Annotated in this window: 16 protein-coding genes; 5 read left to right on the top strand and 11 right to left on the bottom strand. The window is 73.8% G+C overall.

Annotation, left to right across the window (positions count from 1 at the left end; genetic code table 11):
- Position 1 precedes the first annotated feature (1 nt).
- Together ACLFMI_RS01300 and ACLFMI_RS01295 are read right to left on the bottom strand one after the other, a co-directional pair.
- Entirely contained in the window at positions 2–1,267 is a 1,266-nt protein-coding gene (locus ACLFMI_RS01300; RefSeq protein WP_410945823.1) for a DUF4032 domain-containing protein, read from the bottom strand.
- Positions 1,268–1,363: 96 nt separating this feature from the next.
- On the bottom strand, positions 1,364–2,398 hold the full coding sequence (locus tag ACLFMI_RS01295) for a LacI family DNA-binding transcriptional regulator (protein WP_410945822.1): 1,035 nt from the start codon (positions 2,396–2,398) through the stop codon (positions 1,364–1,366).
- A gap of 271 nt (positions 2,399–2,669) precedes the next feature.
- Between ACLFMI_RS01295 and ACLFMI_RS01290 the strand changes: the two genes are divergently transcribed.
- The 4 genes from ACLFMI_RS01290 (at position 2,670) to ACLFMI_RS01275 (ending at position 7,038) form a co-directional block, all read left to right on the top strand.
- Positions 2,670–3,938 carry an extracellular solute-binding protein gene (locus ACLFMI_RS01290; RefSeq protein WP_410945821.1) on the top strand — a complete coding sequence of 423 codons (1,269 nt, stop codon included), beginning with the start codon at positions 2,670–2,672 and terminating at the stop codon, positions 3,936–3,938.
- On the top strand, positions 3,935–4,903 hold the full coding sequence (locus ACLFMI_RS01285; RefSeq protein WP_410945820.1) for a carbohydrate ABC transporter permease: 969 nt from the start codon (positions 3,935–3,937) through the stop codon (positions 4,901–4,903). Before ACLFMI_RS01290 ends, ACLFMI_RS01285 begins: the two co-directional genes overlap by 4 nt.
- On the top strand, positions 4,903–5,736 hold the full coding sequence (locus ACLFMI_RS01280) for a carbohydrate ABC transporter permease (protein ID WP_410945819.1): 834 nt from the start codon (positions 4,903–4,905) through the stop codon (positions 5,734–5,736). Before ACLFMI_RS01285 ends, ACLFMI_RS01280 begins: the two co-directional genes overlap by 1 nt.
- A 66-nt stretch (positions 5,737–5,802) precedes the next feature.
- Positions 5,803–7,038, top strand: a complete 1,236-nt coding sequence (locus ACLFMI_RS01275; protein WP_410945818.1) for an ABC transporter ATP-binding protein — start codon at positions 5,803–5,805, stop codon at positions 7,036–7,038.
- A gap of 4 nt (positions 7,039–7,042) precedes the next feature.
- Here ACLFMI_RS01275 and ACLFMI_RS01270 read toward each other — a convergent pair whose 3' ends face one another.
- The 3 genes from ACLFMI_RS01270 to ACLFMI_RS01260 form a co-directional block, all read right to left on the bottom strand.
- Positions 7,043–8,509: a DUF2867 domain-containing protein gene (locus tag ACLFMI_RS01270; RefSeq protein ID WP_410945817.1), complete on the bottom strand. Its 1,467-nt coding sequence runs from the start codon at positions 8,507–8,509 to the stop codon at positions 7,043–7,045.
- An 81-nt stretch (positions 8,510–8,590) separates the two neighbouring features.
- Entirely contained in the window at positions 8,591–8,899 is a 309-nt protein-coding gene (locus ACLFMI_RS01265; protein WP_410945816.1) for an AzlD domain-containing protein, read from the bottom strand.
- Positions 8,896–9,648 carry an AzlC family ABC transporter permease gene (locus tag ACLFMI_RS01260; protein ID WP_410945815.1) on the bottom strand — a complete coding sequence of 251 codons (753 nt, stop codon included), beginning with the start codon at positions 9,646–9,648 and terminating at the stop codon, positions 8,896–8,898. The genes ACLFMI_RS01265 and ACLFMI_RS01260 overlap by 4 nt, the downstream gene beginning before the upstream one ends.
- 110 nt (positions 9,649–9,758) lie before the next feature.
- Here ACLFMI_RS01260 and ACLFMI_RS01255 point away from each other — a divergent pair, with 110 nt between their 5' ends.
- Positions 9,759–10,313, top strand: coding sequence for a helix-turn-helix domain-containing protein (locus ACLFMI_RS01255; protein ID WP_410945814.1), 555 nt, complete (start codon positions 9,759–9,761; stop codon positions 10,311–10,313).
- Positions 10,314–10,322: 9 nt separating this feature from the next.
- On the opposite strand, the gene ACLFMI_RS01250 is transcribed toward ACLFMI_RS01255, so the two are convergent.
- The 6 genes from ACLFMI_RS01250 to pgsA form a co-directional block, all read right to left on the bottom strand.
- Positions 10,323–11,099 (bottom strand): glycoside hydrolase family 16 protein, encoded by a 777-nt coding sequence (locus ACLFMI_RS01250; protein ID WP_410945813.1) that lies wholly within the window; start codon positions 11,097–11,099, stop codon positions 10,323–10,325.
- Positions 11,100–12,213: 1,114 nt separating this feature from the next.
- Entirely contained in the window at positions 12,214–13,131 is a 918-nt protein-coding gene (gene pdxS / locus ACLFMI_RS01245; protein ID WP_410945812.1) for a pyridoxal 5'-phosphate synthase lyase subunit PdxS, read from the bottom strand.
- Between the two features lie 16 nt (positions 13,132–13,147).
- On the bottom strand, positions 13,148–13,801 hold the full coding sequence (locus tag ACLFMI_RS01240) for an NUDIX hydrolase (protein ID WP_410945811.1): 654 nt from the start codon (positions 13,799–13,801) through the stop codon (positions 13,148–13,150).
- Positions 13,798–14,943: a glycosyltransferase family 4 protein gene (locus ACLFMI_RS01235; RefSeq protein ID WP_410945938.1), complete on the bottom strand. Its 1,146-nt coding sequence runs from the start codon at positions 14,941–14,943 to the stop codon at positions 13,798–13,800. The genes ACLFMI_RS01240 and ACLFMI_RS01235 overlap by 4 nt, the downstream gene beginning before the upstream one ends.
- 8 nt (positions 14,944–14,951) lie before the next feature.
- Entirely contained in the window at positions 14,952–15,878 is a 927-nt protein-coding gene (locus ACLFMI_RS01230; RefSeq protein WP_410945810.1) for a phosphatidylinositol mannoside acyltransferase, read from the bottom strand.
- Positions 15,868–16,485, bottom strand: coding sequence for a phosphatidylinositol phosphate synthase (pgsA, locus tag ACLFMI_RS01225; RefSeq protein ID WP_410945809.1), 618 nt, complete (start codon positions 16,483–16,485; stop codon positions 15,868–15,870). The genes ACLFMI_RS01230 and pgsA overlap by 11 nt, the downstream gene beginning before the upstream one ends.
- Between the last annotated feature and the right edge of the window lie 39 nt (positions 16,486–16,524).

The raw sequence follows: 16,524 nt of genomic DNA, 5'->3' as shown, positions 1-16,524 counted from the left end.
GTCACGCCTCGTCGCCGGCGTCCTCGTCCGGGCCGCCCTCGCCCGTGGGGGCGTCGGCGACGGCCGTCTTCGCGGCCGAGTCGGTCGGTGCCCGCCCGCCGAGGGCGGCCCGCGCGGCATCGGAGCCCACGTCCGCGCCGGCCCGCTCGGACAGCAGCCAGCGCACCTCCAGCAGGTCGCAGTAGGCCTGGATCTCCGAGCCGACACCGCCGAGCGCCTCGTGCGCCGCCGCGGCGCCCGGGGTCAGGCAGGTGTCGACCCAGCTGCGGGCGGCGACCCGCTCGGGGACCTCGGTGCCGGTACGCCGGCGCATCCACTCCTGGTGCGCCCGCAGGTCCCCGAGCAGGATCTTCGCCTGCCCCTCCCCCACTTCGAGCCCGGTCAGCCGGGCGAGCCGGGCACGGTGGAAGTTCCGGTCCCCGACCGTCACCTGCAGCCGGGCGCGACCGCGATCGACCGGCTGCAGCGCGACCTCGTCGACGGCGAAGCCGAGCTCGTTGAGCTCCCGGACCGCCCCCTCGACCCGGTACCGGTCGTCGTAGGCGAACACCGGCGTCGCGTGCAGCGCGTCCCACAGCGCGCGGTAGCGGTCCGGCAGCGCGGTGACCTCGTCGATCAGCTGCGGCACGATCTCCGGCGGACGCTCCAGGCGGGTCGCCAGGTCGATCATGCCGGCGGCCACGTTCTCCACCAGGATGGTCAGGTCGTGCTCGCGCTGGCCGTCCGAGAGCTGCGCGTGGATCTCGGAGGTCTCGGCGTCGACCAGGTAGGCCTGCAGCACCTGACCGTCCCGCATGAACAGCGTGTTGGCCAGCGAGCAGTCCCCCCAGAACACCCCGTGCCGGTGCAGCTCGACCAGCAGCGAGATCATCCCGTCGAACAGCCGGGCGCGCTGGCGCGGCTGGTTCGGCGGCAGCCGCATGATCAGCCGGCGGTACTGCCACGAGCCGGACAGGTACCGGGTCACCAGCACGGCCGTGTCGTGCGCGGGCTGGAGCACCAGTCCGGCCGGGCGGACCGCAGGCAGGCACTCGTCCTCCAAGTGCCGCAGCACGCCGTACTCGCGGCGGGCGATGCGTTCGGGCAGGTCCTTGAGCGCCCACAGCTCCCCGTCGGCCTCGACGAACCGGACCAGGTGCCGGCTCGGGCCGACGGCCACGTCGCGCAGCGGGACCTCGGTGGCCTGCCACTCGGCGAGCGGCCGTTCCCAGGGCAGCGACAGCAGCCCCGGGCAGGGGGCGCGCAGCCTCAGCTCCGGCAGTGCCATGCTGCGCTCCGTCTTCGTGGTCCCGTCCCGCCGTTCCGTGCTCGCGGCGCCGTCCGGCGCGCCCGCCCCGGCCTCACCCGGCGCTGCTTCCGCGGATCATCCGGCCCCCGGGAGTTCGGCGCGGCCGGCACGCGGCGGTGCTGTGCTGCTCCGGATGACCAGCCGGGTGGGAACCGTGACCACCCGCTCCACCGGGTCCCCGGCCAGCTCGGCGAGGACGCTGCGACCGGCCAGCGCGCCCTGCTCGTGCGCCTGCTGGGCGACCGTGGAGAGGTCGGCCGGCGCCGCCAGCGGGTGGTCGTCGATGCCGATCACCGAGACGTCGCCGGGGACCCGCAGCCCGGCCCGGCGCAGCGTGCCGACCGCGCCGAGGGCGACCTCGTCGGAGTGCGCGAACACCGCCGTCGGCGGGTCGGCCAGGCCGAGCAGCTGGCCCATCGCGCCGGCGCCGCCATCGGCTCCCCAGGCCACCTCGACGACCAGCGCCGGATCCACCTCGTACCCGGCCCGGAGCAACGCATCGGTGTAGGCGGCCGAACGCTGCTCCGGCTGCTCGGGGTCCAGCTCCGGATCCAGGGTCACGATCATCCCGATCCGCCGGTGTCCCAGGTGCAGCAGGTGGTCGACGGCCTGGCGGGCGGCGCCCCGCTCGTCGATGCAGACCGACGGGTAGGCCGCGGTCCGCACCCCGGCCGAGACGATCCCGACGCCAATCCGCTCCAGCCGCCGTCGCTCGTGCCCGTCGACCCCGAACCCGAGCAGCACGACGGCGTCCGCCCGCCGCCGGGCGGGCAGGTCGTCGAAGAACGCCCGCCGGGCCGCGGGGTCACCCAGCCGGTAGACCAGCAGGTCCATCCCGGCCGCGCGCAGCACGTCGGCCAGCCCCTCCAGCGCGGCACCGAACCACCAGCGGGACAGGTGCGGGACGACGACCGCGATCCGTCCCGTCGTCCCGCGGGCCAGTCCCGAGGCCTCCGGCGAGACGACGTACTCCAGCTCGCGCGCCGCCCGCCAGACCCGCTCCCGGGTGCGGACGGCGACATGCGGGTGGTCGCCGAGCGCGCGCGAGGCGGTGGCCGGCGAGACCCCGGCCCGCCGGGCCACGTCGGCCAGGTTAACCGGTCCGGACACCCGACATGTATCCCGTACTTCTGCAAGCGATTGCAACCCCTGTGTTGCCGTCCCGTGCTGGACCCGCCCCGAACGATCAGTGATGCTCGGGCGTCACAGCCGGCGCCGCTGTGAGCCTTGACACGAACGTGTCCAGGACCCAGAGTCGCCGCTGCAAACGCTTCCAGATGGCTGGAGATGGGCCCGCCGTCCCGCGGCCCGCACTACCGGCAGCGTCGAACAGGGGAGTTCGAAGGTGACCAGCATGCGTCGCGCACGGTGGAGGAGGGCGGTGGCGGCCGGCGTGGCCGCAGCCGCGTTCCTGGGCCTGGCCGGCTGCGGGGGCGCCCCCGCAGGCCCGCCCGTCCTGAACTGGTACATCAACCCGGACGACGGCGGGCAGGCCGAGATCGCCGAGGCCTGCTCCGCGGCGTCGAACGGGGAGTACCAGATCGCGGTGTCCCAGCTCCCCCGCCAGTCGTCGGAGCAGCGCCAGCAGCTGATCCGCCGGCTCGCGGCGAGCGACTCCTCGATCGACATCATGTCGATCGACCCGCCCTACATCCCGGAGTTCGCCGAGGCGGGCTTCCTCGCGCCGGTGCCCGAGGACGTCGCGGCCCGCACCACCGCCGGCGTGGTGAACTCCGCCCTCGAGGGCGCCAGCTGGCGTGGCGAGCTCGTCACGGTGCCGTTCTGGGCCAACACCCAGCTGCTCTGGTACCGCAAGTCGCTGGTCGAGGGCACCGGGCTGGACCTGTCCAAGCCGGTCACCTGGGACCAGATCATCGCCGCCGCGCAGTCCAAGGACGCGCAGATCGCCGCCCAGGGCATCCGGGCCGAGTCGCTGACCGTCTGGCTGAACGCGCTGATCGAGTCGGGTGGCGGCCAGATCGTCACCGACCCGTCGCCGGACGCCCCGGAGGCGATCGGCCTCGGGCTGGACACCCCGGCCGCGGAGAAGGCGGCCGAGATCCTGAAGGCCACCGCCGCCGTCGCCGGGCCCGGGTTCTCCACCGCGAGCGAGGACGAGAACTCCGAGGCCTTCCAGAGCGGCGAGGCGATGTTCTCGCCGATCTGGCCGTTCATCTGGGGCAAGGTCAACAGCGCCGTCGAGGACGGCACCGTCCCCGCCTCCACCCCGGCCGACTACGGCTGGGCGCTCTACCCGCGGACCGACCCGGCCCGCCCGTCCGCGCCGCCCTACGGCGGGATCAACCTCGGCGTCGGCGCGTTCAGCGCGAACCCGGAGCTGGCCTACCGGGCCACCGAGTGCATCGTCTCCGAGGAGAACCAGAAGCAGTACTTCCTCACCAACGGCAACCCGGCGGCCAAGGAGGCGGTCTTCTCCGACCCCGAGGTGCTACGCGAGTTCCCGATGGCGCCGGTGATCGAGCAGTCGCTGCAGCAGGCCAAGCCGCGCCCGCAGACCCCGTACTACAGCGAGGTCTCCGAATCGGTCCAGCGCACCTACCACCCGCCCGGCGACATCGACCCGCGCACCGTCGGGCCGGCGACCGCGGAGCTGATCCGCGCGGTCATGGCCAAGGAGGAACTGCTGTGAGTACCACGACGGTGCAGCCGGGCACCGGCGGCGGGACGACCGCCGAGCCAGGCCGCGGTGAGGGCCACAGCGACCGGGCACGGGGCGAGCAGCGGCTGGGCTGGATGCTGGCCGGTCCGGCGTTCGTGGTGATGCTGCTGGTCACCGCCTACCCGATCATCCAGGCGTTCTACTACTCGCTGTTCGACTACCGGCTGACCGACCCGGCCAACCGCGAGTTCGTCGGACTCAACAACTACCTGGTGATCCTCACCGACCAGATCTGGTGGACCTCGTTCGGTGTCACGACCTTCATCACCGTCGTCACGGTGGCCGTCGAGCTGGTGCTCGGCTTCGCGCTCGCACTGGTGATGATGAACGCGCTCCAGGCGATCCGGCCGATCCTGCGGGCGGTCATCCTGATCCCCTACGCCGTCATCACGGTCGTCTCCGCGTTCGCCTGGCAGTTCGCGTTCTCGCTGGACTCCGGGTTCGTGAACTCCTGGTTCGACTGGCTCCCCGGCATCACGGCGACCACGGACTGGTTCGGCGGGACCTGGTCGTCGCTGTTCGTGATCTGCCTGGCCGAGATCTGGAAGACCACGCCGTTCATCTCGCTGCTGCTGCTCGCCGGTCTGGCCCAGGTGCCGGACGTGCTGGGAGAGGCCGCCCGGGTCGACGGCGCGACCTGGTGGCAGCGGATGTGGAAGGTCACCATCCCGAACATGAAGGCCGCGATCATGGTGGCCCTGCTCTTCCGCACGCTGGACGCGTTCCGGGTCTTCGACAGCGTGTTCGTGATGACGGCCGGGGCCAACAACACCGAGACGGTGTCGTTCCTGGCCTACCGGCAGACCATCGCCCGGGTCGAGATCGGCCTCGGCTCCGCGGTGTCGGTGCTGCTGTTCCTGTCGGTCGTCATCATCAGCGTCGGATTCATCAAGGGCTTCCGGGTCGACCTGTCCCAGGCCCGAGGGGAGAAGTGATGAGCACCCGCGAGAAGGGCCTCTGGATCGTCGCCGGTGTCGCGATCGTCGTCTACGCGCTGTTCCCGGTCGGCTGGATCGTGTCGCTGTCGTTCAAGTCGTCGTCGGACATCGCCAACGGGCAGTTCCTGCCCACCGCGTTGTCCTGGGAGAACTACTCCTCGATCCTGGTCGGTGACGCCGCGGGGCTGTTCCTGCCGGCGTTGCGGAACTCGTTCGGCATCGTGCTGATCGCGACGGCCATCGCCTGCGTACTGGCGATGTTCGCGGCCTACGCGATCGCCCGGCTCGACTTCTGGGGCAAGAAACTGATCCTGTCCACGGCGCTGGCGGTGGCGATCTTCCCGGTGATCTCGATCGTCACGCCGCTGTTCAACCTCTGGCGCCAGATCGGGCTCTACGACACCTGGCCCGGGCTGATCATCCCCTACCTGTCGCTGACCCTGCCGCTGTCGATCTGGACGCTCTCGGCGTTCTTCCGCGAGATCCCGTGGGAGATGGAGCAGGCCGCCCAGGTCGACGGCGCGACGACCTGGCAGGCGTTCCGCAAGGTGATCGTCCCGCTGGCCACGCCAGGCGTGTTCACCACCGCGATCCTGGCCTTCTTCATCGCCTGGAACGACTTCGCCTACGGCATCTCGCTGACCTCGACCGGAGCGTCCCGGCCGGTCCCGGCGGCGCTGGGCCTGTTCTCCGGAGCGTCCCAGTTCGAGTCCCCGAACGGCCCGATCGCGGCCGCCGCGGTGATCGTGACCATCCCCGTCGTCGTGCTGGTGCTGCTGTTCCAGCGCCGCATCGTCGCGGGCCTGACCAACGGCGCCGTCAAGGGCTGAGCGGAGCTTGCGGAGCGAACATCGGCACAGCCCCCTCCGCCCGAACCTGAAAGGAAGCGACCGGCCATGGCGTCGATCGAGATGCACAACATCGTCAAGAGGTACGGGGACGGCTTCCCGGCCGTGAACGACGTGAGCATGGACATCGCCGACGGCGAGTTCATGATCCTCGTCGGCCCGTCCGGCTGCGGGAAGTCCACCCTGCTGCGGATGATCGTCGGTCTGGAGGACATCACCTCCGGCGACATGGTCATCGGCGGCAACCGGATGAACGACAAGGCCCCGCGCGACCGGAACCTGTCGATGGTGTTCCAGAACTACGCGCTCTACCCGCACCTGTCGGTCTACGAGAACATCGCGTTCCCGCTGCGCCTGGCCAAGGCCCCCGAGGACGAGGTGCAGAAGAAGGTGGACGACGCGGCGGGCGTGCTGGAGCTGCACGAGCACCTGCAGCGCAAGCCGGCCAACCTCTCCGGCGGTCAGCGCCAGCGGGTGGCGATGGGCCGCGCGATCGTCCGGGACGCCGACGCGTTCCTCTTCGACGAGCCGCTGTCCAACCTCGACGCCAAGCTCCGCGGGCAGATGCGCACCGAGATCGCCCGGCTGCAGCGCCGGCTGGGTATCACCACGGTCTACGTCACGCACGACCAGACCGAGGCGATGACCCTCGGCGACCGGGTCTGCGTGCTCCGCAAGGGCGTGATCCAGCAGGTCGCCTCGCCGCGCGAGCTCTACGAGCAGCCGGTCAACCTGTTCGTCGCCGGGTTCATCGGCTCGCCGCCGATGAACTTCCTGCCCGCGTCCGTCTCCGGCGCCACCCTGAACACCCCGTTCGGCCCGATCGAGCTCGACGCGACCCGCGCCGAGCAGGTGAAGGATCGCGAGCTGGTGCTGGTCGGCATCCGCCCGGAGTACTTCGAGGACGCGTCCATGGTGGACGAAACCAAGAAGTCGGTCGGCTCCACCTTCACCGCCAGGGTCGACGTCACCGAGTGGCTGGGCGACTCGCAGTACGCCTACATCCCCTACGAGGCCCCACCGGAGGTCGCCACCCAGCTCAAGGAGCTGTCCCGGGAGCTCGACTCGGACCAGCTGCGGACCCAGGCGATCGTGTCGATCGACTCGACCAGCCGGATCCGTGAGGGGCGCGAGGCGGAGTTCTGGCTGGACGCGAGGAAGATCCACGTGTTCGACCCGGAGAGCGGCGACAACCTCACCCGGGACGCCGAGGCCGGGGCCGAGCTGACCCGGATGGCCTCCGAGGACCGCGCCGAGCAGGTCGCGCAGGCCCGCGGGGAGTAGCCGCTCACGCCCCGCGCAGCTGCGCCCGGTACCGGGTCTCGGCCACCCCGGTGAGCGTCCTCGCCATCACCGCGAACACGAAGCGCTGGGTCGGGTAGGCGGCCAGCCAGGCCAGCCGGCCGGCCATCCCGCGCGGCCGGAACCGCAGGGTCTGGGAGTACAGGCTGGTCAGGCGGCCGGTCGGGCGGACCCGCAGCTCCAGTTGCGCCACACCGGGCAGCGTCGACTCCGCGCGCAGCAACAGCCGGACCCCCGGCTCGACGGCCTCGATCCGCCACCGGTCCAGCTCCTCACCGGCGATCAGCCGGGGCGGGGCCGTGGGCGTGCGGGAGGTCGGGATCGCGCCCGGCCCTCCGGCCAGCACGTCGACCAGCCCGGTGATCGTCGCCGTCCCGGGGACGGTGTACCAGCCGTGCTCCCCGCCCAGGGTCTCGATCACCGACCACACCGCGTGGGCCGGGGCGTCGACGCCGGTGGCGTCGGTCGTGGACCACTCGGCGGGCCCGGTGCCGGGCGGGTCGGAGGGCCCCGGCCCTGCCGCGCCGACGCCGTCGAGGGCCCGTCGGACGGCGGTCCGGTACGGGGTGCGCCCGCCGGGCGGTGCGCCGACGAGCGCGTCGAGCTCGGCCAGGTCGTCCGGATCGCACACCAGCTCGTGCCGCATCGACTCGACCAGCGGCTCGGCCAGGTCTCGCCGGACGGGGGTGAGCGCGGCGACCGCGCGGGCGGTCAGGCGGGGCGCGGACACCGGCACCGGCACCGGCCACGGGCGTCGCAGCCCGGCCTCCTCGGCGTAGCCGTTCATCAGGCCGCGGTAGGTCAGCACCTCGGGCCCGCCGATGTCGACCGCCCGGTTCTCCCCGTCCGCCAGCGCCACGCAGCCGGCCACGGCGTGCAGGACGTCGTCCACCGCGACCGGCTGGATCCGGTTCCACACCCGGTCCGGGAACGGGAGCACCGGCGGGCCTCCCATCGCCGTCTCGGCGAGGTGGCGGATCATCTCGAAGCTCGCCGAGCCGGTGCCGACGACGATCCCGGCCCGCAGCACGACGGTGGGAACCGGCCCCTCGAGCAGGATCTCTCCGACCTCGCGCCGGGAGCGCAGGTGCGGCGAGACCCGACCCTCCTCGGCGTCCGGCTGCAGGCCGCCCAGGTACACGATCCGCCGCACGCCCGCGGCGGCCGCACCGTCGGCCAGGGCACGTGCCGCGTCCCGGTCCCGCTCGGCGAAGCCGGGGCCGTCCATGGCATGCACCAGGTACGCGACGGCGTCGACGCCGGCACACGCCGCCGCGACCGCGTCGTCGTCCCGGGCGTCGCCGGTGACGACCTCGACCGCGTCCGTCCACGGCTGCCCCACGACCTTGGACGGCGTGCGGACCAGGACGCGGACGTCGTGCCCGTCGCCCAGCAGGCGGGGAACGAGTCGCGATCCGAGGTATCCGGTGGCGCCGGCGACGAGGACCTGCATGCGACCGATCCTCGCCGCCGGGCCGTCACCGCGCTCGGTGGGGCGCGGGGATTCCGGCCGACGTCACGTCACTGCCATGTGTCAGGGCACGCCGGCCAGCCGCAGCAGCGCGGTCGTCACCGCCGCGAGTACCACGATCAACACGAACGGCATCCGCCGCCAGACCCCGACGGCGGCGACCGCCACCCCGGCGGGACGGGCCCAGCCGGCGAACTCCTGGCCCTCGAACCAGGTCCCGGTCGCGACGAGCGCGACGAGCAGGGCGACCGCGCCGAGCTCGACGAAGCGGATCGTGCGCGCGGAGAGGTCGAGCCTGTCGTGCAGCAGCAGCGGCACGAGACGCATCAGGTAGGTCCCCGTAGCCAGCACGACGAGGGCGATGATCGTCACGAGGCCTCTCCCGCGCGCTGTTCGTACCCGGTCGCATCGGGGTCCGGCGCGCCTCGCACGGACTCGCGACAGCCGTCCGCGCCTTCGTCGAGAGCCGGACCGGGAGCCGGATCGCCACGGCCGGCCCGGCCCCGCCGTACGGCCGCACCGACGCCGAGCAGCCCGGCCAGCACCGGGATGCCTGCCGGCAGGAACGGGGCGCAGACGAGCGAGACCGCGGCCGCTCCCCCACCGACCCGGCGCGCATCGGCCCGGCTGAGCATCGGGACCAGCATCGCCAGCAGCGCGGCGGGGAACGCCGCGTCGAGCCCGAACGCCGACGGGTCCGGCACGGCCGCGCCGAGCAGCAGGCCACCGGCGGTGCCGAGCTGCCAGCAGACATACTTGATCAATCCGAGGCTCCAGAAGGCCCGCCGCGCACGACCTTCCGTCCCTTCGGTGCGGGCCAGCACGAACGCCGTCGACTCGTCGGTGATCACGTGCGCCCCCGGGATCCGCGACCAGCCACCACCGATGTGTCGGGCCAGAGCCAGGCCGAACGGCAGGTGCCGCAGGTTCAGCACGAGGCCGGCGGCGACGGCGGCCCAGATCCCGCCACCGGCCGCGAGTACGCCGGTGACCAGAAGCTGGGCACCGCCGGCGAACACCAGCACGGACATCGCCAGCGTCATCGCCGGGGACAGGCCTGCCGCCGGCGCGAGCGCACCGAACGACACACCCACCAGACCGACCGCGACCGAGATGGTCACCGCGTCGCGGAGATCGGCCCGATCCTCCGCGCGCCCTGTTCGCCTCGCCGAACGCATGGCCGGTACAGTGAACCGGTCAGCCACGTTCGTCAAGCCGAACGAGAGGACCGATGGAACGAACACCGCTCCTCGCGACGATCGCAGCCGCCATCCGGCGGGAGCGCGAGCGGCTGGGGATCTCCTCGGCCGAGCTCGCCCGCCGGGCCGGCATCGCGAAGTCGACGCTGTCCCAGCTGGAGGCCGGCACCGGGAACCCGAGCGTGGAGACGTTGTGGGCGATCGCGGTCGTCGCGGAGGTGCCGTTCAGCACGCTGGTGGACCCGCCGGTGTCGGCGACCCGGGTGGTGCGCGCCGGCCACGGGCCGGTCGTCCGGTCCGCGGACTCCCCGTTCACCTCGGCCCTGCTGTCGGCCTGCCCGCCGGGCGCCCGCCGGGACGTCCACGTGATCAGCGGCGCGCCCGGCGAGCCCCGCTCCGCGGACCCGCACTCCCCCGGCACGCTGGAGCACATGATCGTCCAGGAGGGCCGGTGGCAGGCCGGACCGGACGGCGAGGAGGTCGAGCTCGACCCCGGTGACTACCTCACCTTCCCCGCCGACCGGCCGCACGGTTACCGGGCGCTGACGGCCACCGCGACCGCGGTACTGATCATGGAGTACCGCTGACGACGACGGTCAGGGGCCGCTCGGGCCGCGGGTCGCCGACCCGGCGTCGGGGCTGCCCTCGGTGATCCGGCCGGGCAGCCCGGCGATGCGGTCGAGCACGCCCTCGTCGTTGCCCCCGGAGCCACCACCGGAACCGCCACCGGCGGCGCCGCCCGGCTGCGACTCCGGCAGCGGGTACTGGCGCACCCAGTCGACCTCCATCTTGGACGGTTTGACCGGGCCCTCGCCCTCCGGGAACCAGTCGAGCTGGACCGTCAGGTGCATCGGGCCGGGCGGGAGGATCGAGGTGTCGTCGGTGTGCCACCACGGCTTGCCGTCGACGAACGCCGTGATCCCGTCCGGCCTCCACTCGACGGCCCAGTTGTGCCACTGGGTGGCATCGATATCGACGACCCCCTGCACCTGGCTGTTGTCCTCGCCGTAGTGCAGGAACAGCTCGGTCTTCTGTCGCGTGTGGTCGGTCATCTCCATGAAGTCGACCTCGCCTCCGACCGGGAAGTTCTCCGCGGTCGGCCAGAGCAGCAGCAGGGCGTTGTAGCTCGGGTCGGACGCCGGCGCCCGCACCCGGCCCTCCCAGCGCCCGTACTTCTGGCTGCCGTCGGACCAGGCCATGCCGCCGGTGGTGCCCTGGGCGTCCCCGTTGATGGTGAGAATGCCGTCCTTCGTCGAGACCGCCTCCGGGGAACGACGGCCCTCACCGGCGTGTCCCTCACCGTCGTACATGTTCCAGCCGGTGAGCTCCCCGTCGAACTCGTCGACCTTGTTCGGCTCACCCCAGTTCAGCATCGACGCCGCGCTGGTCTCGGCCCCCGGGTAGGCGGCCGCTCCCGGAGCCGACGGAGCGGGCGGGGCCGCGGGAGGCGCGGGAGCTGCGGGAGCCGCCGGTGCCTCTGCCGGGACGGCAGCGGCGCCGCCCGCCGGGGCGCAGCCGGCCGGGGCCTCGCCGGCCTTCCCCGAGCCGGCGTCACCCCCGCCCGGCTGCTCGCCTCCGGAGCCCTGGTCGCCACCCGCGCCTCCGGTATCGCCGGAACCCCCATCACCGGAGTTGCCGCCCGAATCGCCGGAGCCATCGCCCGGTCCGTCCTGGCCGGGTGTGGCCGACGCGCCCGGGACCCCGGGAGCGGTCGACGCGGCAGGCGCCGCGGCGGGAGCGCCCTCACCCTGACCGTCGGAGCCCTGACCGCCGGAGCCCTGGCCGCCGGAGCCCTGGCCGCCGGAATCCTGGCCGCCGGAATCGCTACCGGAACCGGCAGAACCACCACCCGAGCCCTGGTCACCGGAGCCGTCACCCGAATCCTGACCACCGGAGTCACCGCCGGACCCCTGGCCACCCGAGCCGCTGCCCGAGCCCTGGTCGCCCGAGCCCGACCCCGAGCTCTTGTCGTCCGGACCTGCGCCGCCGCCGGTGGACGGCTCCCCCGAACCGGTCCCCCCGCTCTGACCGGTCTCCACCGGACAGTCCGCAGCCACCGACGTCGGTGCCACCGGAACCGGTGCCGCCGCCGACGCCTGCGTCCCGGCGTCGGCGAACGCCGCCGCAGGCAGGCTGAACAGCATCGCCGCAGCGATCGCAGCCACTCGCACAGAGCGTCCCATCAGGCTCCTCCGCCCCTCGGGTCTCGTGATCCTCACGGGACGCTATGTGCCACACGGTCACCACGGGCACCGCTGTCACCACATCGAGTAGGCAACCCCGCGCCCGGGTGACCGCACAGCGTGTCCGAACGGACACCGACCCGCGTCCGGGTGATCGATCGGGTCACCGGACCGTGGCACGGGCGGCTGAGGGCCCGGGCCCGAGGAGACCGACGGCCTCACCGTCCCGGAGGCCCCCCGGAACGCCCGAGAGCCCCGCCCGGACGTGCCGGACGGGGCTCTCGGGTGTGCTGCAGCGAGCGGGTTACCAGCCGCGGGTGGCGTAGCGCTGGTCGTCGGGCAGCGTGTCGACGTTGAGGCCGACCATGGCATCGCCCAGGCCGCGCGAGACCTTGGCGATCATGTCCGGGTCGTCGTGGAACGTGGTGGCCTTGACGATCGCCGACGCGCGCTGCGCCGGGTCGCCGGACTTGAAGATGCCCGAGCCCACGAACACGCCCTCGGCACCGAGCTGCATCATCATCGCGGCGTCCGCCGGGGTCGCGATGCCCCCGGCGGTGAACAGCACGACCGGCAGCTTCCCGGTGCGGGCGATCTCGGCGACCAGCTCGACCGGGGCCCGGAGCTCCTTGGCCGCGATGTAGAGCTCGGCGGCGTCCAACGACTGCAGCCGGCCGATCTCGGCGCGGATGGCGCGCATGTGCCGGGTCGCCTCGACGACGTTGCCGGTGCCGGCCTCGCCCTTCGAGCGGATCATCGCCGCACCCTCGGAGATCCGGCGCAGCGCCTCGCCGAGGTTCGTCGCACCGCAGACGAACGGCACGGTGAAGGCCCACTTGTCGATGTGGTGCGCCTCGTCGGCCGGGGTCAGCACCTCGGACTCGTCGATGTAGTCGACCCCGAGCGATCCGATGACCTGGGCCTCGACGAAGTGCCCGATCCGGGCCTTGGCCATCACCGGGATGGAGACGGACTCGATGATGCCGCTGATCATGTCCGGGTCGGACATGCGGGCCACGCCGCCGTTCGCCCGGATGTCGGCGGGCACCCGCTCCAGGGCCATGACGGCCACCGCGCCGGCGTCCTCGGCGATCTTCGCCTGCTCCGGGGTGACCACGTCCATGATCACGCCACCCTTGAGCATCTCGGCCATGCCGCGCTTGACCCGCGCGGTGCCGTGCTGCGGACCGGCGTTATCGGGGGTGTTCTGCGCTGCGGACACGGGTGATCGGAGCTCCTCACATGGCGTTCGGTGACGGGGTCGATTCTACGTCAGTGTCGGTGCCGCCCCGCACGCTCCGGTCCGGCCCGCCCGGCACCCTCGTGGACGGCGGGTCGGCGATCTCGAAGTACACCGGCTCGGGCGCCGTGCCGTACAGGTGGAACAGGCGCACCAGCCGGCGCGAGCGCAGCACCCGGGTGTCCCGGACGGCGTCGTTGTGCACCCGGCGGGCCAGCACCACACGTTCGTGGGCCTCGGTCAGCTCCGCCCCCGGGACGGCGGTCGCTCGGACCGCGTCGACAACGGCGAGTTCCCTGGTCAGGGCGTTCTCCGCGGTCTCGCGACGCTCCCGGGTACCGGCCGGGTCACGGCCGTCCGGGGCGGGTGCGGTCCCCGCGAGCGCGGTCCGGGCGGCGGACCGCACCCGCTCGCCCGGGCCCGGATCCAGCACCGCGGCGACCCGCAGCGCCACCTCGGCCCGGTGGTCCAGCGCGGCGCCGAGCCCGGCCCGGGCTGCATCGACCCGGGCGTGCAACCGGTCCAGCCGCCGGACCCGTGACAGGCACCACGCGGTGAGCGCGGCCGCCACCAGCACGACCAGGACCAGCGCGACGAGGAGGCCGGCACCCGGCCCGCCGGCGACCGACGACACCACAGCGGCCGGGCTCACGCGGCACCGCCGGGCACCGTGCGCGGGTCGGCGGCGAGCGCGGCCCGGTAGACCCGCAGCACCTCCCCCGCGACGACAGGCCAGTCGAAGCGGGCCGCCCGCGCCCGCCCGGCCGCGGCCAGCCGGGCCCGGGCGGCCGGGTCGTCGAGCAGGGCACCCATCGCGGCGGCGAGCACGGCGCCGTCGCCGGGCGGGACGAGCCGGCCGGCCGGCCCGTCCCCCAGCACCGCCCGGAACGACTCGATGTCGCTGGCCAGCACCGGGGCCCCGGCGGCCATCGCCTCGGTCAGCACCATGCCGAAGCTCTCGCCGCCCCGGTGCGGAGCGCAGTAGAGGTCGAGCGCGCGCAGCGCCGCGGCCTTGGCCGGTTCGTCCAGCGGGCCGAGCAGGTCGATCCGCTCGGCGAGCCCTGGTCCGGCCGCCCGGCGCAGCGCCTCGCGGTCCCCACGGCCGATCACCAGCAGCCGCAGGTGCGGGCGTCGCGGGGCGACCCGGCGCAGTGCGTCGAGCAGCACCGGCATGCCCTTGCGGGGCTCGTCGAACCGGCCGACGAACCCGATCCGCTCCCCCGCCGGCAGGCCGGGGACGACGTCGTCGAGCCGGGGACCGCTGGCGAGCCGCGCGACGTCGACGCCGTTCGGGATCTCGGTGGCGTCCCCGCCGAGGTGCTCGACCTGGACCCGGCGGGCGGTCGCCGACACCGCGATCCGGGCGGTGACCTTCTCCATCAGCGGGCGCAGCATCCCGCCGAACGCGGACAGCGCGCGGGACCGCTCGGTGGAGGTGTGGAAGGTGGCGACGATCGGGCCGCGGGCGGCAAGCAGCGCCAGCACCGAGACGCTGAACGTGGTCGGCTCGTGCAGGTGCAGCACGTCGAAGTCGTGCCGGAGAAGCCAGCGCCGGGCGCGGTGGTAGGTCAGCGGGCCGAACGCCACCCGGGCCACCGACCCGTTGTACGGGACGCGCCGGGCCCGCCCGGCCGGCGTCACGAACTCCGGGACCGCCGCACCGGACGTGCCCGCCGGGGCGAGCACCTCGACGTCGTGCCCCCGCTCCCGCAGCGCCCGGGCCAGGTCCAACACGTGCCGCTGCACGCCCCCGGGCACCTCCAGCGAGTACGGGCAGACGAGTCCGACCCGCAGCGGTCCGCTCACCCGGGCACACCGACCGGCGCGAGCATGTGCCAGTCCTCGGGGCGCCGGGCGATGAGCTCGCCGAACGCGTCGGCCAGGGCCTGCACCGCCTTGGCCTCGGCGGACCGGTCCGGGACGGCGATCTCGTCGCCGACGTGCACGCCCCAGGCGTCGTCGCCGGCGAACACCGCGTACGCCGGGTGCAGGGCGGCCCCGCTGGTGCGGGCCAGCCGGGCCGGGCCGGCCGGCAGCCGCGCGGGACCGCCGAGGAACGACACCTCGACACCGGTGCCGGACAGGTCCCGGTCGGCGATCAGGCACACGACGCCACCGGCCCGCAGCCGCGCGGTCAGCGCCCGGTGCGCGCCGCGCGGGTCGTCGGCGGTGACCACCTCGAAGCCGAGCGACCGGCGGTAGGCCAGGAACCGGCGGAACAGCGACTCGGGCCGCAGCCGCTGCACCACGGTGGTGATCGCCGGCTCGAGCCCGAGCCGGGCCAGCTCGCGGACCAGGTAGACGCCCGCGACGTCCCAGTTCCCGGCGTGCGGCAGCGCGTAGACCACGCCGCGTCCGGCGCGGACCGTCGCCAGCGACGCCTCGATGCCGTGCACGTGCGGGTGCATCGCGGCGTGCACGGCGTCCGGGTCCATCGACGGGAGCGCGAACGCCTCCCGCCAGTAGCGGGCGTAGCTGCGCATCCCCCGGCGCACCAGGTCGTCCAGCTCGCCGGGACCGGCGTCCGGGCGGACCCGGGCGAGGTTGGCGCGCAGCCGCCGCACGCCGGGGCCGCCGCGGCGGGTGGCGAGATCGGCCCCGGCGTCGAACACCGGCCCGGTGACGCCGGTGGGCAGCCGCCCGGCGATCGCCCACCCGGCCGCGTACCCGGCCCCCGCGACGGCCTCGCGCAGGCGTTCCGGCAGGCCCGGGCCGCCGTCAGCGGCCACGCTGCACCTCGCGGGCGCTGCGCCGGACCGCGAGGATCCGCTGGCCGAGGGTCACCACCGTCCCGACCGCCAGCAGGACCAGCGCGACGGTGACCGCGTAGGGCACGTCGAGCCCGGCCAGGAACGCGCCGAGCAGGCCGAGGATCAGCCGCTCGGCCCGCTCGACGAGGCCACCCTCCGCGGTCAGCCCGACCGACTCCGCGCGGGCCTTCACGTAGGAGACGATCTGGCCGCCGACCAGGCAGACCAGCGCGGCAGCCGCCGCGACCGGCTCGTCCCCGAGGGTCAGCGCCCACCAGGTCAGCGCGCCGAACAGGGCGCCGTCGACCATCCGGTCGCAGGTCGAGTCGAGCACCGCCCCGAACGGCGTCCCGTACCCGCGGGCGCGGGCCATCGCTCCGTCGATCAGGTCGGTGAGCACGAACAGCGTGGTCAGCACCGCACCGAGGACCAGCCACCCGGCGGGCAGCAACACCACCGAGGAGGCGACCGCGCCGACGGTGCCCAGCACCGTGACCACGTCCGGGCTGACGCCGTGGTCCACCAGCCGGCGTCCGACCGGGTCGGTGAGCCGGTTGACGTGCCCGCGGGCGAACAGGTTCAGCATCGTGGGCGGGGCGCTCCCGAGGAGAAGGGCGGGGTCACG

Source organism: Pseudonocardia nantongensis (genome assembly GCF_046546495.1).
Classification (GTDB): domain Bacteria; phylum Actinomycetota; class Actinomycetes; order Mycobacteriales; family Pseudonocardiaceae; genus Pseudonocardia; species Pseudonocardia nantongensis.
This window is presented reverse-complemented; position numbering and strand designations above follow the sequence as displayed.